This is a genomic window from Streptomyces sp. UF-297, from assembly GCF_058245575.1.
The window spans coordinates 63,420-87,669 of the sequence record NZ_JBSIBZ010000005.1 but is presented as its reverse complement, the minus strand read 5'-3'; the positions used below and the strand labels follow the sequence as shown (position 1 = coordinate 87,669).

Here is a 24,250-nt window from a genome sequence, read left to right as displayed (position 1 = left end):
CGTACCCGTACGGGGTCACAGCGGGCGGGAGAGTTCCTGGTCGACCTGCCTGGTGATGGTGCGCAGGGTCGCACCGGCGCTCTGCTGGCCGGTCCACATCGCCTCGATGTTCTTGCGCAGCAGTGTTTTGGCCTTCTGCGAGCGTGGCGCGTTGGGTTCGGGCCGGGCGTACTCCAGGGCGTCGAGGAAGGTGCCGAGGTTGGTGCCCGCTTGGGCCCGGGTGCCGTGCAGGGCCCGCATATCGCCGGCCCGGCCCGTCAGGGAGCCGACCGCCACCTGCACCGCGCTCATGCGTGTCGCGATCACGCGCCGGCCCGGCTCGCCGGGCGCGGTCACCGCGGCACTGTCGGCGTTGAGCCAGCGCAGGAACTCCCAGGCCTCGCGCGGGTGCCGGCTGGCCGCGTTGACGCCGAGGAAGAATCCGGTGGCGATGGTGCCGCGGTCGCGCGGTGTACGGCCGGGCACCGGTGCCACGAGGATGTCGCGGTACTGCGCGCCCATGGACGCCTTGAGGCTGCCGGTCCACCACGCGCCCTGCACGGCCATGGCCACCTGCCCGGACGGGAAGGCCTGGTAGAGGTTGATGCCGGGGTCGCTCGCGCCGCGGCGGATGAGCCGTTGCTCCAGCGCGAGCACGTCCCGCCCGGTCGCCGAGTCCATGGCCGTACTCCTGCCGTCGGCGGCCAGGAACGAGCTGCCGCCGGAGGCCATCAGCGCGAGGGTGGTGCCCACGACGGTGGAGTCGTCGGCCACCGACAGCCCGAGTCCCTGGACCAGGGTGTTGCCGTGCCGGTCGCGCCGCGCCGCCCGCCCGGCGCTCTCCTCCAACTCCCGCCAGGTACGCGGCACTTCGCCGATGCCCGCGGCGCGCAGCAGGCGCTGATTGCAGTACAGGGCGTACGGCTGGACCTCGGTGGGATAGCCGTAGACGCGTCCGTCCACGGTCGCCGCCCGGGCCGCGGCCGCGCTGAAGGTATTCCTGATCTCCGCCGCGGCATCGGGCGGGGCCGGGCGCAGCACCCCGGCCGCGACCAGCTGCCCGGCCCACAGCGCGTACGGATGGAGGATGTCGGCGCCCTGGCCGGCCGCCTGCCGGACCATGAAGGTGGTCAGCAGGTCCTGGAATCTGACCGCTCTGGTGTGCACCTTGACCCGGTCGTGGGTGGCGTTCCACTGGGCGACGACGGTGTTGAGGGCCGACTTGAGCGGTTCGCTGCCGTAATGGGACAGCAGGGTCAGCACAATGGGGTCGCCGGGGCGGCCCGTACCGCCCCCGCCCGGCGCCGCGCACCCGGCCGCAGCGAGAGTGCCGCCCAGCCCGAGGACGAACCGGCGCCGTTTCACTGCTCCTCCCGGCGCATCACCTGGAACGTCCGGGTGACGGTGAACCCCGCCTTGCGGTACAGGCGCCCCGCCGCCGACTCCTGGCTGGTCCACAGGAACCACGCCGATTGCGCGCCCTGCGCCCGCATGCGCTCCAAGGTCAGATGCAGCAGTACGAGGCCGAGGCCGGTGCCGCGCCACCCGGCGGCGACGCCGAAGGGGCCGAACCGCTCGGCCACCGCCTCGTACGCGCCGTGCATGGCCCAGCCCGCCGGGCGCCCACCGGGAGCGTGGGCGGTCACGATGCGCTCCAGCGGGGCGCCCGCGGCCAGGCAGTCGCGGATCGCCCGCGCCCAGTCGGGGCTGAACTCCTCCTCGGCCAGGCGGAGCAGCTCCACCAGGTCTCCGTCGCGCGGCGTCCCCAGGCGGAATCCCCGCTCCTCAAGGGACGCGGCCAGCCGCAGCACGTCCTCGGGCGGCCGGTACCCGGCCAGTTCGCGGTACATGGCCACTGCCTCGCAGCGCGTACGAAAACCCAGGCTCCGCAGCAGTTGGTACGCCTCCGGGTACGCCTGGGCGTCCACGCCCGGTACGAAGTAGTGCGGGGTGTACGCGGCGAAGTCGACGCGGGTACGGCCGAGTTCGCGCAGCCAGGCCAGTGCGTCGGTGAGCAGCCGGCGCCCCAGCCCGCGGCGGCGGACGGCGGGGTCGACGAAGAAGAACGGGATCCACCCCTGTTCCGGCTCCAGGTCGGTGCCGGTCATGGGCACCCGTCGCCGTACGGCATGGGCCGCGCCCACGATCCGGCCGCCGTGGACGGCGACCCGCAGCCCGGCCGGGTCGAAGTTCGCGTCCAGGAGCACCTGCCGGCGAAAGCGTCCGGTGTCGATCGGGTCCAGCGGAGCGCTGCGCCGCCAGGTACCGACAAGCTCCGGTACGTCGTCGCCGCGAAATCCTCGCACCTCAACCGTTGCGGTCATCGGGGCCGTTCCCTTTCGTCGCCACCGGATTTCGGGAACCGAACAACTGGCAAGATTTCACGGCGCCGCACGAACGATCGTCAGCGACACCACCCGTCCGCCCGCCGTCCTGCCCTGCCTTATGCCCAGGCCCGAGGCCGCGCACGACAAAGACAGGGTTCCGGCGGGGCGTGCCGCTCCCGCCGGAACCCTGCCCGGTGATGCTGTTACGCGTTGCTATTGCCCGCTGCCTTGGCCAGGGCCGCGCGGGCCCGGTTCACGTCGTCCTTGACCGACTTCTCGTCCGGCACCGGCGGCGGCATGTCACGCAGCCGCTGAATGACCTTGTCCAGGTATTCCTGGCGGTCTTCCCGGGACTGGCGGGGTCCGGCCACGCCGGAGACCCACGAGTCCTCCTTCCAGCGCTCGATGTCGACCTGCTGCTTGATGAATTCCTCGTTGTAGTGCTTGGCCCGCTCCACCAGCGCGGCCCGGATCGCCTGGTCGAACTGGTCGCGGAGCTTGTCGGGGAATTCCTTGATCTGCTCGCGCGCGGTGCGCTCGGCGCTGAAGGTGAGCAGCCGCTTCGCCTCGGCGGAGGCACTGCCCCGCTCCACCTCCGCGATCTTCTCGGCGGCGTTGTGCAGCGCCACCGCCTTCTCGGCCTGAAGCTGCTGCTTCTGGGCCGCCTCCGCCGACTTCACCAGGTCGTTGAATCCCTTGGAGCGGAAAGCTTCCAGGGATTCCTTCCACGCCGTGTCCCGGGTCTCCTGAAAGACCGTCAGGGACGGAATCTGCGCTTCCTTCCACTTCTGGCTGAAATACCGGGCCCCGTGGACGACCAGACCGGCCGGCCACAGCGGGGAGACCAGCAGGGCGTCCCCGCCGAAACACGCGGCGGTGTCCTCGGCGTCGAACCGGTTCTTGTCGGCGCTCGCCCCGGCCTGCGTGCCGCACCCGACGAACGGCACGATCGCGGTAATCGCCGCTGCCTTGTCCAGGCTCGTGGTGTCCTCGGCGAAGGCGTCGTACACCCCCTTCGCCCACAGTCCGGCGCCCGCGACGAGCAGTGCGCCCTTGGCCGTACTCCCCGCCGCCTTCAGATTCGCGCGCAGTTTCACCTTCGCCTGCGGCGAGAGCTTGGTATAGCCGCGGATCCGGGCGTGGATATCGGCCGGCGACAGCTTCTTGCCGTCGCGCCCGATGACGTCCAGGCCGTTCTTCGCCGCGAGCCGTACGAAGATCTCCTCGACCTGCTTGGCCTCGGCCTCCTCCAGCGCCGTACCCGATGGCGTGCCCTCGGTGCCCGGCGTCTCCGCCGAGGACTTGCCCGGCTTCTCCCCGCCCGTACCCGGCTTCTCGCCCCCCGTTCCCGGCTGCTCCCCGCCCGTCTGCGCCGACGGGTCCTTCGTTTCCCGCGTCGGCCGCCCGCCCGACTCGCACAGGCTGATGGACCGCTTGGCCCGGCCCGATGTGCTGGGCGAACAGGGCATCGCGGCCGGAATGAAACCGGGGTGCGCGGCGTCGAAACTCTCGTTGATCTGGAAGCTCTTGAGCTTCTTCCCGTCGACGGTGAAGTCGTGTCTGGACAGCGTGGCATCGGACCACGCGCCGAGCTTCCCGCTGCCGTCCACCTCGGCCACCCGCTCGTAGACCTGGGCCGCGTAGATGTTCTGCGGATCGATCCTGCGGAACGCCGCCCACTCCTTCTGCGTCAGCTTCGTCCGTACCGATTCCTTGTCCGCCACGCCCTCCCTCTTGGCGGCGTCCTCGACATAGACCATGTTCCCCCGGGTGGGTTTGATCATGTAGACGATGCCCCGGGATACGGCGAATTTCCGGACCTTCCCGTCCGCTCCCTGGCGGAATTCATAGCCGTACGTGGACGGCTGCTTCCCCGTGCCGAGGGCGAATTCCCGGGCGGTCCGCAGGTCTTCCGTGGTGGAGATGTACGGACTGACGTTGCGCTCGCCGCCCTGCAGATGGCGCTCGATCGAGAAGGTGGCCGACGCCTGCTCGTCGGTCAGCCGGGCATGCAGCCCTTCCTTGAATGCCCGCTCGGGGTTCGGCTCGGTGAAGCCGTCCGCCGAGTCGTAGGTGGGATGACTTCCGAAGTGCTCCTTGGGCCACAGGTTGACACCTCGGTACACGAAATTCGGGAGACTGCGGGAGGTCTCCGCTCCGGCCCCGGATGCGGCTGCCGCCGCCGAGGCCGGAGACACCGGCTGCGCTTGCGCCACGGAGAGATCCGTGGCCACGATCACCGAACTCAACAGGACGACATGGGCGGTTGCAGCAGTCCATCTCAGACGCATGGCAAGCCTTCCTGAACAGATACCGAACGGCAGGACCGGACCCGAGGGGACGGACGGTCATCGACCGAACCCGCGCACCCCAAGGTGAATGGCCTACGGAATGGGGCCGGTGCGGGTCCCGAATGCAAAAGGAGGGGAGAGCTGCTGACAGCAGCTCATCCCCTGGGCACATTCCAGCATTTGACGACCCTGTACACACGAGACCAAGGTCCCGAAAAGAAAGGCCCTCGTCCCCTCAACCCGAACCCGGCCACCGCCGTCCGGTGAATCGCCGACGCCGCCGTTTCACTGCCGCGCCGAACGCCTGCGCAGTGTGGAAAGCGCCAGAAGAACACCGGCAGCCGATACGGCCACGCCGACGCGGACGAGCGCATTCCCGTCGGGAGCCTGACGGTGGAGCCGAGCGAGGCTCAGCACGTCCGTGGAATCGTGCGCATCGTAGACAACATCGATCCGGCCGCCCGCGCGTCCGACAGTCGGCGACGGCGGCGAGGGTTCCTGCCACGGGGTGCCTGCCCCGCCCTGCCGTCCGCTGCCATGCCGTCAGAATGGCCGCCGGATGCCTCGGTTCAGTGACGGTCGCGTCCGCTCCGCGCCACAGCGGCCTCCTCGACCGCCCCCGCACCGACAAGGTCGCGGGTCAGCTCCATCAGCCGTCGGCGGGCCTGCGGATCGTAGGCCTGCTCGTGCGCGCGGGTATCGGCGAACTGGTCGAAGTAGCGGCCCGTCGTGGTGGCCAGTGCGGGATCGATCACCAGCCGTACGGTCGGCCGCACGCCTTCCCCGATGGTCGTCACCGGGCTGAGGCCGTACTCGCGCACTCCCGCGGTGTCCATCAGATGGGCCGGGTGAAGGGCGTTGACGGTGACACCGGTCCCCTCCAGTTCGGCGGCCAGCTCGAAGGTCGCCATGATCAGTGCGAGCTTGCTGCGGCAGTAGGCCCGCAGCCCTTCGTATCCCTGCTCCAGCATGATGTCGTCGAAGTCGATCTGCTCCTGCCCGATGGAGGCGACATTGACCACGCGGGCGGGTGCGGAGGCGGTGAGCAGCGGCAGCAGGTCCTGTACGAGGGCGTACGGGGCAAGGTGGTTGACCGCGAACCGCAGTTCGTGGCCCTGCGCGCTCAGCTCCCGCCGCAGCGGATCGGCGCCGCCACCGGCGACCGCGTTGTTGACCACCGCGTCGATCCGGGGCTCGGCCGCGCGGATGCGGGCGGCCATCGCATGGACCTGGTCGAGGTCGGAGAGATCGGCGAGATAGGTACGGATGGTGGTACCGGGTGCGTTGTCCGCCACTTCGGCCGCGATGGCCTGGAGGCGGGCTTCGTTTCTGCCGTGGAGCAGGAGCGTGTGGCCGCGTGCGGCGAGGTCGAGGGCGATCCCGCGGCCGAGGCCCTGGGTCGCACCGGTGATCAGCGTGATCGGTCGAGTCATGTCGGCGATTCTCATCGCCGGGCGCGGCACCCGGGGAGTGCGCGCTGAGCCTGGTGTCGCCACCACCAGCCGGAGTTGACACCACCGGCCAGAGTTGACACCACCAGCCAGAGTTGGCATCCGGCGTCGGTGGTACCCCCGGGGCCGCGGTCCCCCGAGGGTGAACGGGCGCCCCGCCCGCCGGCATCCGGCGAGGCGCCCGCCGGTCCTGGGCGGCCCGGTGAGCCTGCGGCCCGCGGCACCGCCCAGTCCCCTCCTCCCCCACCCCCGTGCGCAGCCGCCCCCGGCGGCATCGCTGCCGTACCCCACCCGATTCCCGGCGGCAGCTGCGCGCTTTCCCTTCCCGAGAGGCCCTCCCAGTAGCCTCCCGAGCGGTCGGGAATTCCCGGATGCCCCGGCCGGTCAGAGACTCCGGACGCTCCGGGAATTCCGCGTACTGCGGGATGTCGACCGATCGCGGCTCAGTTCAAGCCCGATGCCCGCAGGACGATACGGATGCCCGGATAAATGAGTCCGGGATTCGCGCCGAGGGCGTGCCGGTTCAGCCGGTAGAGCTCGGTCCAGGACATGTTGTGCGCGGCCGCGATGCCGCTCAGGGTGTCCCCCGGCCTGATCCGGTAGCCGGCGCCGCGCCGGCCGTGCGTGACCGTCGGCTGACTGGCCCGGTGCCGGGCGGGACCTGCCGCGTGCCTGCGGTGCGGGACGGCCGGCAGCGTCCGTGGCGCGGACGGCCTGGCCGGGCGGTGCAGCCGTGCCGAGCAGGTCGGCCAGGCCCCCCAGCCCTGGCCCCGCAGCACCCGTTCCGCCACGGCGATCTGCTGGGCCCGGCTGGCATGTGCCGCTCGCGCCGCGTAGGCCCTCCCGCCGTACGCACGCCAGGTGGACGCTGCGAACTGCAGCCCTCCCGAGTAGCCGTTGCCCGTCTCGATGTGCCAGTTGCCCCCGCTCTCGCACTTGGCCAGTTGGTTCCACACCGCCCCGTCCACAGCCCGGGCCGGCGTTCCGGCCACCACGTTCAGCCCTCCTGCCGTGGCCGCCAGGGCGACGGCCACTGCGATCCGGTTGAGCCTGCGCCCCCGGAAAGCATTCCGGTCGGCCGCTTCCGTTGTCTGCGGAAATGCCATTTCTTTCTTCTCCCTCGCTCAATGTGCGATTGCCTGACACCCATTCAAGAAACTTCGCACTATTGCGCTGCACACAGGAAGATCCGCAAGCCGCAAGGATTTCGGCGATTCCGAGAAAAGCACGCCCGAAGATTGCACCGGCAGAGCGCGCGGGTGCGTCGCACCGCGCCGATCATGCTTCGCTGACGCCCGGTCCCTCGCCGATGCCACCGCATAGCGCCGCCGTGTGCCGGGTAGGGGCGCGCCGCTCTCGCGCCGACGCCGGGCCCCGCCGCCCCTGTGCGGGGCGCTGCGATGGCGTGCGCCCTGCCGCGGACGCGGGCGCGAACACCTCTTCGGGTACGGGCACGGAGCGAAGCGGTAGGCACCGCGGCCCGTTCCCGTCACCCCGGCACGGCTCGCGCGACCGCGCGCGCGGGGATTCCGGGCGCCGTGCCGCCCGCCATCGCGCACGGGCGCCGACGTCCACCCCTCACGTACGGCCCCATGAGCCGCGTCCCGCCCGAAGCACGGCGGGCGCGTCCCCGCGCGCACTGTCAGGTCCGACGCCGGATCGCCGCGTCGGCGCACCCTCACCGGCGCGCGGCGACAACCGCGCGGCACCCTCGCGGCAACGACCGGGCGCCCAGGGAAAAACGGGGTGCTGCCGTGGTGGCCGGGGCTGAACAATGGCGCGCGTCCGCCCCGTACAAGAGATCACTCACAGCCGAAGGGACACCCACCGTGCCGCACGCCACGAGCGTGGACGGGATGCGTATCGCCTACCAGTCGCAGGGGGACGGCAGCCCGCTCCTCCTGCTCGCGGGCCAGGCGAACAGCCACCGCTGGTGGGATCCCGTCCGCGCCGACTTCCACGGTGCCCACCGCACCGTCACGCTCGACTACCGGGGCACCGGTGAGAGCGACAAGCCGGACGGGCCGTACAGCACCGAGGGGTTCGCGCGGGACGCGGTCGCGGTGCTGGACGCACTGGGCATCGACCGGGCGCATGTCTACGGCACCTCCATGGGCGGCCGGGTGGCCCAGTGCCTGGCCGCCCACCACCCGCACCGGGTCGCCGCCCTGGTCCTGGGCTGCACCTCCCCCGGCGGCCGGCACGGCATCGAGCGCGGCGACGACGTACGCATGTCGCTCATCCAGAGCGGCCCCGCGGCCCGGCGGGCCCTGATCGACCTGATGTACACCCCGGCCTGGTCGGCGGCCCACCCCGGCCCGCACCACACCCTCGGCGACCCCGGCATGCCCGTGCACGCCCGGCGCGGCCATCTCCTCGCCAGCGACCGGCACGACGGCTGGGACCTGCTCCCCCGTATGCACGCGCCCACACTGGTGCTGCACGGCAGCGACGACCTCCTCAATCCCACCGCGAACGCCCCTTTGCTCGCGGACCGGATCCCGGGCGCCCGGCTGCACCTGATCCCGGGCGGGCGCCACGCCTACTTCGAGGAGTTCCGCGCCATCGCCTCCCCGCTCGTCCTGGACTTCCTCCGGGAACACGGCGGCACCGCGAACTGAGCCGGAGGGCGTGCGGGTTGCCGCGCGGCCGTTCGGGTGGCCGGGCCCACCGCGGGGCGCCCGGCGCCGGGAAGCCTTCCCCGCCGCGCACGATCCGCGCATGCCGCCCGGTTCTCCCCGCCGGTCGGTCACCACGGAGGAAGCCTTGAACGCCGTCGTCCGCAGCCTGGTGCCCGCGCGCATCGACCGGCTGCCCTGGCCCCGGTTCCACACCCGTTTGGTCATCGCGCTCGGTATCGCCTGGGTCCTGGACGGCCTGGAGATCACGGTCGCGAGTGCCGTCGGCCCGGTCCTGCAGCGCGCCGACACGCTCCACCTCACTGACGAGCAATCAAGCGGTGGGCTGGACCACGTACTCGGACGTCTCGGTGACCGACGAGCGGCTGGAGATCGGCTGGACCTGGTACGGCCGCGCGTACTGGCGCACCGAGGTCAACAGCGAGACCAAGCTGCTGCTGCTCACCCACGCCTTCGAGGAACTCGGCATGGGACGGGTGCAGTTGAAGACCGACCACTTGAACCTCCGCTCACAGGCCGCCATCGCCCGGCTCGGCGCACAGCGCGAGGGCGTCCTGCGCCGCCACCGCCGGCGCCCCGACGGCACCTGGCGCGACAGTGTCTATTTCGCGCTGCTCGCCGAGGAGCGGCCCGCCACGAAGGAGTACCTCAGCTCACGCCTCCGAGCCGCCCCAGGGGGTGAGTAGCCGCCCCCGCCGGGCTGAGTACAACCGCCCATGCGCCCCTCGGCGGCGCGGCGTTGGCTTGGGCCATGACCCCACCCACCGTCGATCCGCCGCCGTCCGGCGCCTCGTGTGACACACCGGAACGGACACGGGGCAGTCGGCTGATGGCCGCCATCGGAATCGGCCTTCTCCTCCCGGCCCATCTGGCCGGCGTACTCTCCCAGGCGGGCCAGCAGATGTCCCGAGCGTCCTGTTCCGGCGCCAACTGCCGCTACGGGCTTCTCAGTTACCTCCCCTGGGGGCCGGTCTTCCTCGGCGTCTCCCTCGCCCTGGGCCTGCTCGCCCTCTCCTTCCCCCGCGACGGCTCCCGCTGGCGCCGCCTGCGCCTGACCGCCGTGCCCACCCAGTGGCTGCTGCTCCCCCTCCCGGCCCTGATCTGCGGCAACCCCTGACCGACGGCCCGTACGGCACCGCGGGCCGACATCGGCCAACTGCCCCACCGTCCCCGCCCGTTGACGACTTGGTCCAGACCTTTTATCGTGCGACTGCCTTCTGTCGCCCGGCCTCGGCCTGGTCGCCACCGCGGTCCGCCCGGTTCGGGCATGCGCACACGGTTCTCCCACCCTGTACCACTCCACACCCACAGGGACTGCCATGAAAGACCGGCGCAGATTTCGCAGCAGAGCCGCGGCTCTGCTCGCCGCACTGATCCTCCCCCTGGCCGCACTGACCGTCCCCGCGGCCTCCGCACCGGCCGCGGGAACCCTCACCGCGACCTTCACCTCCCAGGACAACGGGCCCTGGTGGAAAGGCACTTACGTCATCCGCAACAGCGGATCGGCCGCCGTCACCGGCTGGAGCCTGGAGTTCGACCTGCCGCCCGGCGTCAGCATCACCGGCCACTACAACGGCGACGCGACCGTGAGCGGCCGCCATGTGACCGTCAAGAACGCCCACTACAACGCGACCGTCCCGGCAGGCGGCAGCACCGAACCGCACAGCTACTGGTTCATCGCCAACGGCCCGATCACCGCGCCCTCGGCCTGCACCGTCAACGGCGATAAGTGCGACGGCACCCCGGATGTCCCGCCGTCCGCGCCCGGCGCGCCCACGGTCACCACGGCCACCGCCCGTACGATCTCGCTCAGCTGGCCCGCCGCCACCAAGGGCGACTACCCCGTGGCCTCGTACGAGGTGATCAGCGCCGGCAGTACGGTCGCCAGCAGCACCACCACCTCCACCACGGTCGGCGGACTCACCCCGGCCACCCGCTACACCTTCACCGTGCGCGCCAAGGACACCCGCGGCAACACCGGCCCGCCCAGCGCTCCGGTCACCGCGACCACCGTGGACCCGGCCAGCGACCCGGACCCGCCCTCGGCGCCGGGGGCCCTGCGCAGCACCGCGAAGACGTCCTCCAGTGTGTCCCTGGCCTGGGACAAGGCGACGGACAACGTCGGCGTCGTCGCGTACGACGTCTACCGCGGCAGCACCCTGGCCAAGACCGTCCCGGCCGGCACCACGGCGGCCACCGTCGACGGCCTGCAGCCCGCCACCGCCTACACCTTCACCGTCAAGGCGCGCGACGCGGCCGACAACGCCTCCCCCGCCTCCAACGCCCTGACCGTGACCACGGACGATGTCGCCGGGCCCGGCGACTACCTCAAGGTCGGCTACTTCGCACAGTGGGGTATCTACGGCCGCCAGTACTTCGTCAAGAACCTCGACACCTCCGGTGCGGCCGCCAAGCTCGACGTCATCAACTACGCCTTCGAGAACATCGACCCGGTCAATCTGACCTGCCTCGCGGGCGTCACCAAGGGCGTCTCCGGCAACCCCCAGGACCCGGACGAAGGAACCGGCGCGGGCGACGCCGAGGCCGACTACGGGCGCGCCTTCCCCGCCTCCCAGTCCGTGGACGGCGTCGCGGACGACGGCTGGGGCAAGCTGCGCGGCAACCTCAACCAGCTCAAGAAGCTCAAGGCCAAACACCCCCACCTCAAGGTCGTGGTCTCGCTCGGCGGCTGGACGTACTCCAAGTTCTTCTCGGACGCGGCCGCCACCGATGCCTCCCGCAAGAAGTTCGCCGCCTCCTGCATCGACATCTGGATCAAGGGCAATCTGCCCGTCTACAACGGCGCGGGCGGCCCCGGAACCGGCGCGGGCATCTTCGACGGCATCGACCTCGACTGGGAGTGGCCGGGCGCCGAGGGCCACCCCGGCAACCACTACAGCCCCGCCGACAAGGCCAACCTCACCCTGCTGCTCGCGGAGTTCCGCAGGCAGCTCGACGCGCTGGGCGGTACGCACAAGCTGCTCACCGCCTTCACCCCCGCCGACCCGGTCAAGATCGAGCAGGGCTGGGAGGTCGCCAAGGTCTTCGACTACCTGGACTTCGCCAACGTCCAGGGCTACGACTTCCACGGCGCGGGCAGCGACAACTCCTGGGAGCCCAAGCGCACCGGCCACCAGGCCAACCTCTACCGCGACGCCCAGGACCCGTACGGCTTCCACTTCAGCGTCGAGGACGCCATCAAGCCCTACCTGGACGCAGGGGTGAGCCCGCGCAAGCTCACCATCGGCTTCCCCTTCTACGGGCGCGGCTGGAAGACCGTCACCGACGGCGGCGTCCACGGCGAGTGGCAGGCGGCGGACGGCGCGGCTCCGGGCCAGTTCCCGGAGGAGGCCGGTACCCGCGGCTATCACAACCTCATCACCGGTGTACCGGGCCTGACCGTCCACCACGACGAGCAGTCCATCTCCACCTACGGCTACACCGGCGCCGGCGGACAGTGGTGGACCTTCGACGACACCTGGTCGATCGGCAAGAAGACCGCCTGGATCAAGGCGAAGGGGCTGCTGGGCGCCATGGTCTGGGAGATGTCCGGCGACACGCCCTCGGGCACGCTCATGAGCGCGCTGGACGGCGGCCTCAAGTAGCGGACCGGACACAGGGAACGGCGTACGGAAGCGGGTGGACCGGCGGCGGCCGGCCCGCCCGCTTCACTCCGGCGGCGGGGCAGTACGCGTGGAAGGGCGAGGACTCACGCCCCGTCACATCTTCTTCCGCCGCTGCTCGAACTCCTCGACGGTGCGCACACCGTGGTCGAGAACCGCCGTGTAGACCTCGAAGCTGCGGACGTCACGCCCGTACACCTCCCGCCGGACCAGATCCTGCTTGATACGCAGGATCGCCAGCCGGGCCTCCGCAGTGAGCCGCTGCGGAAGACTCCGTACATGCGCGAGGTCCGGCTGGCGCTTTGGCTCATCGACGAACCAGATGTCCAGGTTCCAGTCCTCGGCCTGCGGGGCCCGGTAACCGACGCCCAGGTAAAGGCCGTCGGGGTAGGCCGGATCGGTGTTCCACCGGCCGGTGTCGTCCCGGAAGGTGACCTGCCGGACGTGCGGGTGCGTGGCCAGATCCGCGCCGAGCCGGGCGACGGCCGTCTCGGCCCGCGCGTCCAACTGTGCGCACACAACGGTGATATCGATATCCCGTACCCGCATCAGGCCCAGCGCCGAACTGCCGGTCCGTACCGGATCGCCCAGGGCCGTCAGCGTACGCTCCAATTCCAGCGCCGCGACGACTTCCTCCGCCTCGGCCTGCAGCGCATCCTGCGCCGCCAGCAATTCCTCGCCGTCATTGGTCATGGGCCGCATGATTCCACAGCGGGCGCGGCGCACTGATGGAGCGGCGGTGGCGGCCCTGTCCCCCCGTGTCCCCCGTCTCAGGGCCGCCTCGCGCGGGCCGCTCCCCAGCGCTCCGCACCCCACCCATACTAGAAAGGCCCGATCAGAGTGTCTTGAACGGAATTAACCTCCACGGGGGAGCCAGTCATGCACACGGACCCATCTGTTCCGGAATTCGATATCGCCCGCCGACCGCACACGGGCAGTCGGCCCCACCACGCCCTGACGCCCTACCTCATCGGCCGGTACCAGGGTTTCGACGAAACCATCGCGCCGTCCGGGCAATTCGTCCTCCCGGCCACCACATCCGTCATCCTGATCCTCAAGATCGGCGACCCGCCGTCCCGCCCGCCCCAGTTCCTGCACGGCGCGCACGGCTCCTACGCGGTCGTCGACGGCTCCTGCTCCCCGGCGTACGTCGAGGTCAGACTGGCGCCACTGGGCGCGTACACCCTCTTCGGCCTTCCCCTGGCCGAGCTCAGCGAGCACATCATCGACCTCGGCGATGTCTTGGGGAAGCCGGGCCGCACCCTCGCGGAAAAGGTACGCGACACCACGGACTGGAACCGGCGCTTCAGCCTGCTCGACGACTTCCTGCTGGAACGCGTCCAGGACCGCACCCGCCCCTCTCCCGAGGTCGCGCGCGCCTGGCACTGTCTGACCGCCACCGGCGGCGCGATATCCATCGGCCAGCTCGCCACCGAAGTCGGCTGGAGCCGCAAGCACTTGATCACCAAGTTCCGACAGCAGATCGGCCTGCCCCCGAAGAAGACCGCCCGCCTGGTCCGCTTCGACCGCGCCCTCACCCACCTCACCTCCCGCCCGCTCACCTCCTGGGAGAAAATCGCCGCCGATTCCGGTTACGCCGACCAGGCCCACTTCACCCGAGAATTCCGCGAGTTCACCGGCAGCACCCCAAGCAATTTCCTCTCCACGGTGCTCCGCTCACATCGCTCCCCTGGCCCGGACGGCCAGTGACGGAGGACACGAACGGCACCGCGAAGCGACAGGCGGCGAAAGTGCGCCGCGTCCAGCAGGCCTACGCAAGCCGCCAGCCCGGGTCGCGGCCCGTCGTCGCCAGAACCCGCTCGAACGCCGACGCCCCCTCCGGCAGCGCGACCTGCTCCCCGAACACCCCCATCTTCCGCGCCAGCGGAGCCATCTGCTCGATCTCGTCGCTCAGCCCGGCCACGACCCGCGGGTCCGGATCGAAGCCCTGGCCGGTCGCGCGCGCCAGATCCCAGGCATGCACCGTCAGATCGCCGAGCACCATCACACCGACCGTCCGCGCCGGAAGCCCCATCGCCCCCGAGGTCCCCTCCTCGGCGCCGGGCACCGACCACGCCTCGACCAACGTCCGGACCTCCGCCGCGAAGAACGCACGCCAGTCGGCGCCCTCGCGTACGTAGGCGGGCGTCACCGAGAAGTCCGGGCTCCGCTTCGCCGCCAGCTCCTGGAAGTTCACGACGACCAGGGTGAGGTGGTCGAGGAGGGCGCGCACGTCGTACTCGGAGCAGGGGGTCGGCGACGCCAGCCGCTCGTCCGCGATCCCGCGCACCACGGCCACCGCGCGCGGGGCCGCCATACCGAGGAGTTCGCCGATGGGGTACGTCCTGTTCCTGTCCTTTATGTCCATGGAGTGACCGTACGGGCGGCGCAGCGACGCCGTATTGAACAAACGCGACATAGGCTTCCGGCCATGGCAGGACACAAGGAGGGCGGTCCCCGTCGGGACACCCGAGGCATCATCGACGCCGCCGCGCTCTTCGCCCGCGTACGCTTCCGCCGCCATGAGCCGGCTTTGGCGCTGCGGCCCTACCTGGAGCACTACTGGCTGATCGACTGGGACCTCGACCAGCCGTACGTCTCGCACGTCGTACCGCACCCGTCCGTCAACGTCGTCTTCCAGCGCTGCGGACCCGATAACTTCGCGGAGGTCGCCGGCATCGGGCTCGACCTGTTCACGCAGAAGCTGGAGGGGCGCGGGAGGGTGTGCGGGATCCAGTTCCGGCCGGGCGGCTTCGGACCGTTCGCGCCCGCGTGGCCGGTGTCCGAGTGGACGGGGCGGCGGGTGCCGCTGAGCGCGGTGTTCGCGGGCGCCGACCCGCTGTCCGTACTCGATCCGGACGAGGAGCACGCCCGTGTGGCGGCGCTCGACACCTTCCTGCTGGAGTACGGGCCACGCCCCGACCCGCAGGCGGAACGCGCCATGGCCCTGGTCGAACGGGTGCGGTCGGACCGTTCGGTGCGCTCGGTGGCGCGCCTGGCACGCGCGGAGGGAACTTCGGCACGCTCGCTGCAGCGGCTGTTCGCCCAGTACGTCGGGGTCGGCCCCAAGTGGGTCATCCTGCGCTACCGCATCCACGAGGCCCTGGAACGCGCCGAGACGGACGGCGCCCCGGACTGGGCCGCGCTGGCGGCCGAGCTGGGCTACAGCGACCAGGCCCATCTGGTACGGGACTTCACTGCGACGGTGGGCGTGCCACCGACGGCGTACGCCCCGCCGAGGCGGCCGACGGGCTGACCCGGCCGGGCCAGGTCTGCAAGGGAGCCGCCTCCTTGCAGACCTGCCCCGTCGATCAGCGCCGACGGGCGGCCGGTGCGGGTGCGTTCAGGCCTTGCGCAGGCCCGTGCTGCCGTTGCGGGGCTTGCGGAGAAGCTGGGGGTCGTGGCCGGGGAAGGGACGGTCGAAGAGCCAGTTGTAGAGCATTTCGCGGGAGATCCGGGGCTGGAAGGCGGGCACCTGGTGTCCGGAGTCCGGCACGCTGACCTGTGTCACGTTCGCGAGACGGCGGACAAATCCCTTCGGATTTCCCTGTGCCTGCGTCCAGATCAGGCGGGGAGCGTTGCGCCAGTCCCCATTTCCTTGTAGGACTCGTTGAGGGAATCGCGCTGGCCGATGCCGAGGAATCCGGTCGTGTAGGCGTAGTCGATCAGGACCTGGAGCGACAGCTCGGGTTTGATCCAGCCGTTGCCGACCGCGATCCCCTTCAGGTTGATGCGCTGTTCGTCCGGGATCTTGCCGTTCTGCTCGTCGATCTCCAGTACGTACTTGCCGGCGTAGCTCTCACCGCAGACGTACAGCGGGCATGGCCTGTACTCCGGGTGCAGACCGAAGAACTTCTGCAGGCCCTGCCAGAACATCCGGCCGAGAGCCTTCTCGTCGTGGACGTACTCCCCGACGTCGGAGTAGCTGTATCCCGTGCCGATGGGCTGGTCGCAGAAGACGACGTGCGCCTCCTGGTTCCAGGTTTCGGGGTTCACCGATATCGTCCCGGCGGCATCGTCGCTGATGGACAGGGGCCCGTTCTCCAGGAACAGCCCCACTGACGAGGAGGCGCCGGGCCCGCCGTTGAGCCAGATCAGCAGCGGCGTCCGGCCGATCAGCTCCTGCTGGTCGCGGGCCGCGATGTTGGGGTCGCAGGTCTGTCTCTCGAAGAACCAGTAGAACAGGTGGTTCTTGGTCCCTCGGTATTCCGTGCTGTCGATGTGCGCATGCCCGGCGTAGGAGCGCACCTTCTTGGCGGCTTCGGAGAAGTCGATGCGCTGGGTGTTGAGGGTGTTCGCCGGAATCGAGGTCACAGCGTCCGACATGGTTCACCTTCCGTTCGGCAGCGGGGTCAGGGAGCCAGCGGGCGACGGCGCTGGGACCGCGTGTGGTAGGAGCCGCGGAACAGCTTGGCCGCTCGCTTCGTTTCCTCCAGGACCCCGATGCGCTGCCCTTGGAGCAGCTGCAGCGCAGGGAACCGGTCCTTCTCGAACAGCAGGATGTTCATCGATCCGCCGTACTTGAAGTTCCCGATCCGCTCTCCCTTTTCCACCGTGACCGGCTGCTGGAGCGGCGGCTTGAACTTGTCCAGGAAATTCACCGAGGCGATCGAGTTGAGGCCGACGGGCACCAGTCCGACGTACCCTTCGCCGGCCGGCCCTCCGGAGGCGTCCTGGTACACCGTCTTGATGATGACGTATCCCCGGCGGAAGTTGACGAAGTCCGAGTAGTCGTAGCCGTAGCCGACGTTCCCCTTGTCGAGCAGGTCGGGGAAGTCCCGGATCCCGTAGTACGCACCGCCGATATCGTCACTGGCCTCCACCACTTCACCCGCCACCGGGGCGTGATACCAGTGGTAGCTGTCGGGCATCAGGATGCACGACACGGCCGTACCGCCCAGGAAGTGCTTGGCGTACCCGGAGTTGGTGAGCAGCTGCCCGATGTTCATCGTCACCGACTTGACCGGGAGCTGAGTCTCCTCGCTCAAGTCATCCACGATCATGTTGATGACGCAGTCGGCCGGGGCGACCACCACGCTTCCCGACAGGCGGCAGGACAGCAGCCGGCCGGTGGCCTGCCCTGTGCGCCGCCGCCCAATGTGCCGGGCCCCGGACCCGTACGCGACCGCTCGAAATAGCCACCGGACGACACCCGCCCCACGAGCCCCCGCTCCCCCACCGCTCCCACGGCAACGCTCCTTTCGAGCCGTGCACCGGAAGCCGGAACAGCCCCGCTCCTGCCCCGTCGCCACAGATGAGATCCCCTGCGGCGACCAGCCGTTTCGAACCGGCAGCCGCCAGCGGGTTATGCGTCAGCGCCCTGCCGAGTGCCGGAGCTGAGCAACGTCACCTTGTCGCAATCAGGCACCGCAGCGCGGCGTGGGCGTGGGCATAGGCATAGGCGTAGGCATAGGCATAGGCATAGGCATACGCCCACGAAAGCAGTTAGACCCGACCAGCACCCCATGACAGGGTGCGGCCATGCGCTCGGACGTCACGCTTCGGCGGCTCGATGAACAACTGCTGCGGCGGCTCCTGGCAGCGGCCGTCGCGCAAGCGGAGCCGGGCGAGGTGATGCCGCCGGTCCCCGGCCCTGACCGGTGGACCGCCGAGCGCCGTACCGCCTTCCGGCAGTTCCACCGGTCGAGATCCCTGGCGGCCGAACCGGTGGAGACCACCTACGCCGTCGTCATGGGAGAGGCAGTGGTCGGAGCGGCACGGCTCTGTCCACTCGAAGGCGGGAACGCGGGCAGGGTGGGCGCGGTCGAGGCCGGGGTATGGATCGGGCGCGCCCACCGGGGCAGCGGCGTGGGCGGCGCGGTGCTCGGACAACTGCTGTCCCTCGCACGCGCCGCCGGGTTCGACACGCTGTTCATCAGTACGCGCCCCGAGAACACCGCCGTCCTGCGGCTCCTCGCGGCGCGCGGCATCGCCGCGTCCCGCGAGGGCGAGACGGTGACAGCGTGGGTGGATCTCAACGCCACCGAGAGCTGATGCGCCGCCCCCGTCCCCGTACCCTTCGGTGCGCGCCGCCCCGTACCGCTCAGTGCGCGCCATCCCCGTATCGCTCAGTGTGCGATCGAGTCGATCAGATCGCGGGCTCCCTGGCGCAGCAGCGCGACGGCCACCGAGGTGCCCAGGGTGGCGGGGTCCAGCGGCCCGGCCCACTCGTGCGCGTTGAGGACCGTCTTGCCGTCCGGGGTGAACACGCGGGCGCGCAGGGAGAGATCGCCGCTGCGCTCGGCGCGCGCATAGCCCGCGATGGGACTGTTGCAGTGGCCCTGCAGCACATGCAGGAACATCCGCTCCGCGGTGGCTTCCTTGTAGGCATCGCGGTCGCCGAGCCCGGTGACCGCGTCGATGACGGCGGTGTCGTCCTCGCGGCACTGCAGGGCCAGGATTCCCGCGCCGATCGGCGGGCACATCGCCTCCACGGAGAGGATCTCCGTGATGACGTCGGCACGGCCGATGCGCTCCAGGCCCGAGACGGCCAGCAGCAGCGCATCGGCGTCGCCCGCCGCGAACTTGTCCAGGCGCCGGTTGGCGTTGCCGCGCATCGGTACGCATTCCAGGTGCGGGTGGGAGGCCGCGAGCTGGGCGATACGGCGTACGGAGGAAGTGCCGATGCGCGTACCGGCCGGCAGCCGGTCCAGCGTCAACCCGCCCGGATGGATGAGGGCGTCGCGGATGTCGTCGCGCTTGAGGAAGGCGGCGAACGTCGTCCCGGCGGGCAGCGGCCGGTCGGCCGGGATGTCCTTGACGCAGTGCACCGCGAGATCCGCCTCACCGGCCAGCAGTGCCTGGTCGACCTCCTTGGTGAAGGCCCCCTTGCCACCGAGCTTGGCGAGATCCCCCATCCAGCGGTCGCCGGACGTGGTGACCGGCACGACCTCCGTGGTGATGCCGGGATACAGCGCGGACAGTTCGGCGCGCACCCGCTCCACTTGGGCCAGGGCCATGGGGCTGGAGCGGGAGACGATACGGATCAGCTCAGGGGCGGACATGCACCCACGATAAAGGGTCGCCCGGTGCGTCCCTTCTCCGGCCCTGCGCCCATATGGGGTGCAGGGAAAGGGAGTTGGAGTTTCGTTCTTACGTACGAGGTGGCCGCTCCGTCGACCAACGGAACAGCAACCCCGTACGTCGACCGACCCAGGCCCGCCCCCTTCAGCGCCTCGATCTTGGGGCGTGCGCGCGCCTCGGCCGCGAGCCAGTCGCGCTCATCACCCATCGGCACGCCACGGTAGGCATCGGCGAGCCCCTTGATGGTCGCGGTCTCGCGGCCCCCTGCCCATCCAACTTCCCCACATCACTTCCGACTTCGAGGACCGGGCACGTGCCGCCCGGCCCCCTCACAACGCTTCCAGCACCGTGGCGTTGGCGAGCCCGCCCGCCTCGCACATGGTCTGCAGCGCATAGCGGGCGCCGCGAGCGCGCATGGCGTGGACGAGGGTGGTCATCAGACGGGTTCCGCTGGCGCCGAGGGGGTGGCCGAGCGCGATGGCGCCGCCGTGGACATTGACCTTGGCCAGGTCGGCGCCGGTCTCCTGCTGCCAGGCGAGGACCACGCTCGCGAAGGCCTCGTTGACCTCGAAGAGGTCGATGTCGTCGAGGGTGAGTCCGGCGCGGCGGAGTACCTTCTCGGTGGCCGGGATGACGCCGGTGAGCATCAGCAGCGGGTCGGAGCCGGTGACCGCGAAGCTGTGCAGCCGGGCCAGCGGCCGCAGGCCGAGGCGGGCCGCGGTCTCGCTGGAGGTGATCAGTACGGCGGAGGCGCCGTCGTTGATCGGGCTGGTGTTGCCCGCCGTCACCGACCAGTCGATCTGCGGGAAGCGCTCGGCGAAGGCCGGGTCGTGGTACGCGGGGCGCAGCCCGGCGAGGATGTCGGGGGTGGTTCCGGGGCGTACGGATTCGTCCCGGCTCACCGGTCCCGCGTCCGTGGTGACGGGGGCGACCTCGGCGTCGAAGAGTCCGTCGGCCCAGGCCCGGGCTGCCTTGCGGTGCGAGGAGGTGGCGAACTCGTCCATCGCCTCGCGGCTGAGGGACCACTTGGCCGCGATGAGTTCGGCGCTGATGCCCTGCGGTACCAGGCCCTCCGGGTAGCGGGCGGCGATGCCGGGGCCGAACGGATCGGTTCCGGCCGGCACGTTGGACCACATCGGCACCCGGCTCATCGACTCGACACCGCAGGCGACGACCATGTCGTACGCCCCGGAGATGACGCCCTGCGCGGCGAAGTGCACGGCCTGCTGCGAGGAGCCGCACTGTCGGTCGACGGTCGTGGCGGGTACGGACTCGGGCAGGCCCGCCGACAGCCAGCCGTACCGGGTGGTGTTCATGGCCTGCTCGCCGACCTGGTCGACCGTGCCGCCCACCACGTCGTCGACGAGCGCCGGATCGATACCGCTGCGCTCCACCAGCGCGCGCAGGGTGTGGGCGAGCAGCTCGACCGGGTGCACGCCGGACAGCGCGCCCCCCGGCTTCCCCTTGCCGACCGGTGTGCGGACCGCTTCCACGATGACGGCATCACGCATGACGAACCCCTTCTGAGCTGCACAGCAGAGCGAGTTGGAAAAGTGGACTCACTATAGCCCCGTGGGTTGGAGAATCAAATGCACTCTGCTCTACGGTGGAGCCATGACCCCATCCCGGCCCGCGCGCCCCTGCTCCATCGCCGACGCCCTCGGCATCGTCGGCGAGAAGTACTCCCTGCTGGTCCTGCGCGAGGTGTTCTTCGGCGTGCACCGCTTCGACGCGATCACCCGCAACATCGGTGCGCCCCGGGACGTACTCACCACACGGCTGCGCAGGCTCGTGGACGTCGGCGTACTGGAGAAGCGGCTCTACAACGAGCGGCCGGCGCGCTACGAGTACCACGCCACCGACGCGGGACGGGAGCTCCGCCCGGTCCTGCTCATGCTCATGCGCTGGGGCGACCGCCACCTCGCGGACGTACCGCCCACCGTGTTCCGCCACCACTGCGGCGCCGACCTGGACCCGGCGATCACCTGCCGCAACTGCGGCGAGGAGGTACGCGCGGACGCCCTCACGCCCCGCTTCAACGTCCCGGGCTGGACGGCCGAGGGGGCGTCCTGAATCCCTCGTCGCAAATTGACTGGCGCCGGCGCCCGCGCGCTGGTGAAGTGCGCACATGCAAGCACCCACGCGCCCATCGAGCGACGACGCACTGAACGAACCGGACGTACTGCGGGCGTTCGACCAACAGATGCGGCAGGAGGCACTCCCCGACGAGCCGCACGCCCGCGTCGAACGGGCCGGCGGCGTAGTGCGCCAGGTCAGCGCAGGAGGCGGCTGGAACGGCGTCCTCTGGTCGGACCTGTCGGCCCTGGACGACGCGTCCGTGGATGCCGAAATCGCCGCGCAGGTACAGCACTTCACCGCACTGGGCCACGAATTCGAGTGGAAGCTCTACGCGCACGACCGGCCCCGGGACCTCGCGCAGCGACTGCGGGCGGCCGGCTTCACGCCTGAGCCCGCGGAGACGCTGATGGTGGCCCGAGTCCAGGACCTCCCCACCACCGTCGAACTCCCCGAGGGCATCCATCTGCACCCCGTGACCGACGCAGCCGGTGTGGATCTCGTCGCCCAGGTCCACGAGCAGGCCTTCGGCACACGCGACGACCGCATCCGCCACCGTCTGCTCGCCCAGCTCACCGATGCCCCGGACACCGTCGTCGCCGTGGTCGCCATGGCCGGTGACCTGCCGGTGTGCGCGGCTCGGATGGAGCTGCCGCCCGGTACGGAATTCGCCGGACTCTGGGGCGGAGGCACCTTGGCCGCCTGGCGCGGCCGGGGCATCTACCGCGCCCTGATCGCCCACCGGTCCCGTGTCGCGGCCGCGCGCGGCTACCGGTATCTGCAGGTGGACGCGTCCGAGCAGAGCCGCCCGATCCTGCGGCGGCTCGGATTCGCGGCGCTGAGCACCACGACGCCGTACGTGTACCGCCCGTAAGCCTCGCCCATCGGCGCAGTGGCGCCTCCGCACAAAGGTTTCACCCACCTCGCCGAGGTACGCGGCGGCAGGCCGTCCCCGTCCGATGGCGGCGCTGCCGCGCCGGGTTCGGGTCGATCTCGATCAGGACGAGGGCGATGTCGTCACAGAGTTCGCCGCCCGTATGGCGGGTCAGCGCGTCCATGACCGCGTCGGTGGCGTCGTCGAGCCGGCCCTGCCCGCAGACCTGCGGCAGGCGGGCCATATCCAGCATGGTGCCGTGCGGATTGCGGGCCTCGGCCAGGCCGTCGGTGTAGAACAGCAGGCGGTCGCCGGGGGCCAGCTTGAATTCCTGTACGGCCGGGGCCGGGTCCAGCCCGAGCGGCGTGGTGGGCTCCGGCGGTGCGAGCAGGGCCGGTGGGCCGGCGGCCGGCAGGTGCAGGGGCGGGTGGTGACCGCAGTTGGCCAGCCGTACGCGCCCGGGGGCCACTTCGGCGACCAGCGCGGTGACGAAGTCCTCCGCCGCCAGCTCGCCGCCCAGGCGGTGGTCGGTGGTGTGGACGACGGCAGGCAGGTCGGGGGTGGTGTAGGCGCAGTCGCGGAACGCGCCGATGGTGGCCGCGGCCAAGTGAGCGGCGTCCAGCCCCTTGCCGCGTACGTCGCCGATGAGCAGCCGCAGCCCGGCCGGGGTGTTGGCGAACGCGTACAGATCGCCGCCGATGAGCGCCTGCCTGGCCGCGGAGCGGTAACGGGCGCAGACGCCGACGCCGCCGAACCGGGCGGAGAGGGGCCGCAGGATGGCTCGCTGGGCGACGGCGGCGACCTTGGCCAGTTGGCGGTCGGCCCGGGCGCGGCGGTGTGCGCTCCAGGTCGCGTACGCCCCGGCCATGACCAGTGCGAGGAACGCGACGCGCAGCGTGCCGTCCGTGCCGGCAGCGCGCCATTCGAGAGCGGCCAGTACGCCGGCGAGCAGCAGCGCATAGGCGGAAACCGCCGCGGTGCGCGCTCCGTTCAGCTGTGTGGCGCCCAGCAGGGGGCACAGCAGCAGCAATCCGATCAGACTGCCCGCCGGCCCCAGCGCCAGATCGGTAAGTGCGACGAACAAGCCGACGGCCAGCGCGAGCAGCAGCCATCGCCCGCCGCGGACACGGTGCATACGCCCTCCTTGTGCGTGCAGGTTCGGAAGCGAATCCGACCACGCCGAACAGCCGCTCAGCAGGTCGGTGCCGACCGGCGACGGCGGAATCGGAAGGGGTGCGCACGCTGCACCCGAGAGATCAGTCTGGACCGAATTCGGCCGACACCGTGTCCATCATGGGAAAATACCGGCGGACGGCCCCGTTCACGCGCCGCGCTCGTCCGCGTTCACGCCGCTCGCCTTCGCACCCCGGTTCAGTAGCCCTTGGGCGGCCGGCGCGGGTCGGCCTGCTGGACCCGGGCCGCGAAGTTCGATCCGGAGCGGTTGACGCCGTAGCGCACGCGTACGTAATTGACGGCCGCGCTCATGCAGGCGACCACGTCGTACGGCGTGAGTGCGGTTTCGTCCTGGTGGTAATGGGCGAAGGTGGGCGGTATCAACTGGACTGCTCCGCGGGAGCAGTTGCGCGGATGTCCGTCCGACACGATCGGGCCGTGGGCATTTCCGTCGGTGGTGTTCACCCGCCAGCGAGGGTGGTTGAAGGCGGATTCCCGCTGAGCGATGGTCACCAGCGCCGGTATTCCGTACTTCGGATTCATTCCTGTCAACTCGCAGACCAGCGCGGCGAATTCCCGCATGGCAGGCCTTCCGTGCGCGTCATCAGGGTCGTTGTACTGCACGTCTTCGAGACCGATACGCCCCGGCGGTGTCGCCGCCTCGTCCCCGTCCGCATCCATCATTCAACCGAGCGTACGCACCTTCGCAGGTGCCGTCAGCGCCCCGGTGCCCGGCAGCGGAAATCCGACGGAAGCGGCGACAACACCGGAAACGGAAAAGGGGGAAGGGAATA

Annotated in this window: 22 protein-coding genes and 1 pseudogene; 9 read left to right on the top strand and 14 right to left on the bottom strand. The window is 70.6% G+C overall.

Annotation, left to right across the window (positions count from 1 at the left end; all coding sequences use genetic code 11):
- Positions 1–15 precede the first annotated feature (15 nt).
- The 5 genes from AC4IJH_RS05100 to AC4IJH_RS05080 form a co-directional block, all read right to left on the bottom strand.
- Complete coding sequence (locus tag AC4IJH_RS05100) at positions 16–1,344, bottom strand: extracellular solute-binding protein (protein WP_490850286.1); 1,329 nt, start codon at positions 1,342–1,344, stop codon at positions 16–18.
- Complete coding sequence (locus AC4IJH_RS05095; protein WP_490850285.1) at positions 1,341–2,303, bottom strand: GNAT family N-acetyltransferase; 963 nt, start codon at positions 2,301–2,303, stop codon at positions 1,341–1,343. The genes AC4IJH_RS05100 and AC4IJH_RS05095 overlap by 4 nt, the downstream gene beginning before the upstream one ends.
- 206 nt (positions 2,304–2,509) lie before the next feature.
- Positions 2,510–4,597, bottom strand: a complete 2,088-nt coding sequence (locus tag AC4IJH_RS05090) for a hypothetical protein (RefSeq protein WP_490850284.1) — start codon at positions 4,595–4,597, stop codon at positions 2,510–2,512.
- Between the two features lie 569 nt (positions 4,598–5,166).
- Positions 5,167–6,030 (bottom strand): SDR family NAD(P)-dependent oxidoreductase, encoded by an 864-nt coding sequence (locus tag AC4IJH_RS05085; protein ID WP_490850283.1) that lies wholly within the window; start codon positions 6,028–6,030, stop codon positions 5,167–5,169.
- 461 nt (positions 6,031–6,491) lie between these two features.
- Positions 6,492–7,154 carry a transglycosylase family protein gene (locus AC4IJH_RS05080; protein WP_490850282.1) on the bottom strand — a complete coding sequence of 221 codons (663 nt, stop codon included), beginning with the start codon at positions 7,152–7,154 and terminating at the stop codon, positions 6,492–6,494.
- Between the two features lie 723 nt (positions 7,155–7,877).
- On the opposite strand from AC4IJH_RS05080, the gene AC4IJH_RS05075 reads away from it, so the two are divergent.
- The 4 genes and pseudogenes from AC4IJH_RS05075 to AC4IJH_RS05060 all read left to right on the top strand — a co-directional run bounded on the left by AC4IJH_RS05075 (position 7,878) and on the right by AC4IJH_RS05060 (position 12,292).
- A complete protein-coding gene (locus tag AC4IJH_RS05075) occupies positions 7,878–8,669 on the top strand; it encodes an alpha/beta fold hydrolase (protein ID WP_490850281.1) in 792 nt (263 codons plus the stop codon).
- A gap of 326 nt (positions 8,670–8,995) precedes the next feature.
- Positions 8,996–9,373 (top strand): annotated as a pseudogene (locus AC4IJH_RS05070) (GNAT family N-acetyltransferase); the annotation flags it as partial.
- Positions 9,374–9,516: 143 nt separating this feature from the next.
- Positions 9,517–9,804, top strand: a complete 288-nt coding sequence (locus tag AC4IJH_RS05065) for a hypothetical protein (protein WP_490850280.1) — start codon at positions 9,517–9,519, stop codon at positions 9,802–9,804.
- 202 nt (positions 9,805–10,006) lie between these two features.
- Positions 10,007–12,292, top strand: coding sequence for a glycosyl hydrolase family 18 protein (locus AC4IJH_RS05060; RefSeq protein WP_490850279.1), 2,286 nt, complete (start codon positions 10,007–10,009; stop codon positions 12,290–12,292).
- A gap of 114 nt (positions 12,293–12,406) precedes the next feature.
- On the opposite strand, the gene AC4IJH_RS05055 is transcribed toward AC4IJH_RS05060, so the two are convergent.
- A complete protein-coding gene (locus AC4IJH_RS05055) occupies positions 12,407–13,003 on the bottom strand; it encodes a hypothetical protein (protein WP_490850278.1) in 597 nt (198 codons plus the stop codon).
- A 186-nt stretch (positions 13,004–13,189) separates the two neighbouring features.
- Between AC4IJH_RS05055 and AC4IJH_RS05050 the strand changes: the two genes are divergently transcribed.
- The gene (locus AC4IJH_RS05050) at positions 13,190–14,020 is read left to right on the top strand and encodes a helix-turn-helix domain-containing protein (RefSeq protein WP_490850277.1); all 831 of its coding nucleotides are present in this window, start codon (positions 13,190–13,192) and stop codon (positions 14,018–14,020) included.
- Between the two features lie 61 nt (positions 14,021–14,081).
- On the opposite strand, the gene AC4IJH_RS05045 is transcribed toward AC4IJH_RS05050, so the two are convergent.
- Positions 14,082–14,678: a TIGR03086 family metal-binding protein gene (locus AC4IJH_RS05045; protein WP_490850276.1), complete on the bottom strand. Its 597-nt coding sequence runs from the start codon at positions 14,676–14,678 to the stop codon at positions 14,082–14,084.
- A gap of 63 nt (positions 14,679–14,741) precedes the next feature.
- Between AC4IJH_RS05045 and AC4IJH_RS05040 the strand changes: the two genes are divergently transcribed.
- The gene (locus tag AC4IJH_RS05040) at positions 14,742–15,566 is read left to right on the top strand and encodes a DUF6597 domain-containing transcriptional factor (protein WP_490850275.1); all 825 of its coding nucleotides are present in this window, start codon (positions 14,742–14,744) and stop codon (positions 15,564–15,566) included.
- A gap of 87 nt (positions 15,567–15,653) precedes the next feature.
- On the opposite strand, the gene AC4IJH_RS05035 is transcribed toward AC4IJH_RS05040, so the two are convergent.
- Genes AC4IJH_RS05035 through AC4IJH_RS05025 form a run of 3 tightly spaced genes read right to left on the bottom strand, consistent with a single transcriptional unit; the run spans position 15,654 to position 17,343 of the window.
- On the bottom strand, positions 15,654–15,875 hold the full coding sequence (locus AC4IJH_RS05035) for a S10 family serine carboxypeptidase-like protein (RefSeq protein ID WP_490850383.1): 222 nt from the start codon (positions 15,873–15,875) through the stop codon (positions 15,654–15,656).
- The gene (locus tag AC4IJH_RS05030) at positions 15,875–16,636 is read right to left on the bottom strand and encodes a S10 family serine carboxypeptidase-like protein (protein ID WP_490850274.1); all 762 of its coding nucleotides are present in this window, start codon (positions 16,634–16,636) and stop codon (positions 15,875–15,877) included. Before AC4IJH_RS05030 ends, AC4IJH_RS05035 begins: the two co-directional genes overlap by 1 nt.
- A gap of 26 nt (positions 16,637–16,662) precedes the next feature.
- Positions 16,663–17,343, bottom strand: a complete 681-nt coding sequence (locus AC4IJH_RS05025; RefSeq protein WP_490850382.1) for a phosphatidylserine decarboxylase — start codon at positions 17,341–17,343, stop codon at positions 16,663–16,665.
- A gap of 448 nt (positions 17,344–17,791) precedes the next feature.
- Here AC4IJH_RS05025 and AC4IJH_RS05020 point away from each other — a divergent pair, with 448 nt between their 5' ends.
- Positions 17,792–18,304, top strand: a complete 513-nt coding sequence (locus AC4IJH_RS05020; protein WP_490850273.1) for a GNAT family N-acetyltransferase — start codon at positions 17,792–17,794, stop codon at positions 18,302–18,304.
- A 74-nt stretch (positions 18,305–18,378) separates the two neighbouring features.
- Here AC4IJH_RS05020 and hemC read toward each other — a convergent pair whose 3' ends face one another.
- Positions 18,379–19,314 carry a hydroxymethylbilane synthase gene (hemC, locus tag AC4IJH_RS05015; RefSeq protein WP_490850272.1) on the bottom strand — a complete coding sequence of 312 codons (936 nt, stop codon included), beginning with the start codon at positions 19,312–19,314 and terminating at the stop codon, positions 18,379–18,381.
- Positions 19,315–19,662: 348 nt separating this feature from the next.
- A complete protein-coding gene (locus AC4IJH_RS05010; RefSeq protein ID WP_490850271.1) occupies positions 19,663–20,844 on the bottom strand; it encodes a thiolase family protein in 1,182 nt (393 codons plus the stop codon).
- A 103-nt stretch (positions 20,845–20,947) separates the two neighbouring features.
- Here AC4IJH_RS05010 and AC4IJH_RS05005 point away from each other — a divergent pair, with 103 nt between their 5' ends.
- A complete protein-coding gene (locus AC4IJH_RS05005) occupies positions 20,948–21,406 on the top strand; it encodes a winged helix-turn-helix transcriptional regulator (protein ID WP_490850270.1) in 459 nt (152 codons plus the stop codon).
- 55 nt (positions 21,407–21,461) lie between these two features.
- Entirely contained in the window at positions 21,462–22,283 is an 822-nt protein-coding gene (locus AC4IJH_RS05000; RefSeq protein WP_490850269.1) for a GNAT family N-acetyltransferase, read from the top strand.
- A 40-nt stretch (positions 22,284–22,323) separates the two neighbouring features.
- On the opposite strand, the gene AC4IJH_RS04995 is transcribed toward AC4IJH_RS05000, so the two are convergent.
- Both AC4IJH_RS04995 and AC4IJH_RS04990 read right to left on the bottom strand, forming a co-directional pair.
- Positions 22,324–23,418 carry a PP2C family protein-serine/threonine phosphatase gene (locus AC4IJH_RS04995; RefSeq protein WP_490850268.1) on the bottom strand — a complete coding sequence of 365 codons (1,095 nt, stop codon included), beginning with the start codon at positions 23,416–23,418 and terminating at the stop codon, positions 22,324–22,326.
- Positions 23,419–23,654: 236 nt separating this feature from the next.
- A complete protein-coding gene (locus AC4IJH_RS04990; protein ID WP_490850267.1) occupies positions 23,655–24,140 on the bottom strand; it encodes a hypothetical protein in 486 nt (161 codons plus the stop codon).
- Between the last annotated feature and the right edge of the window lie 110 nt (positions 24,141–24,250).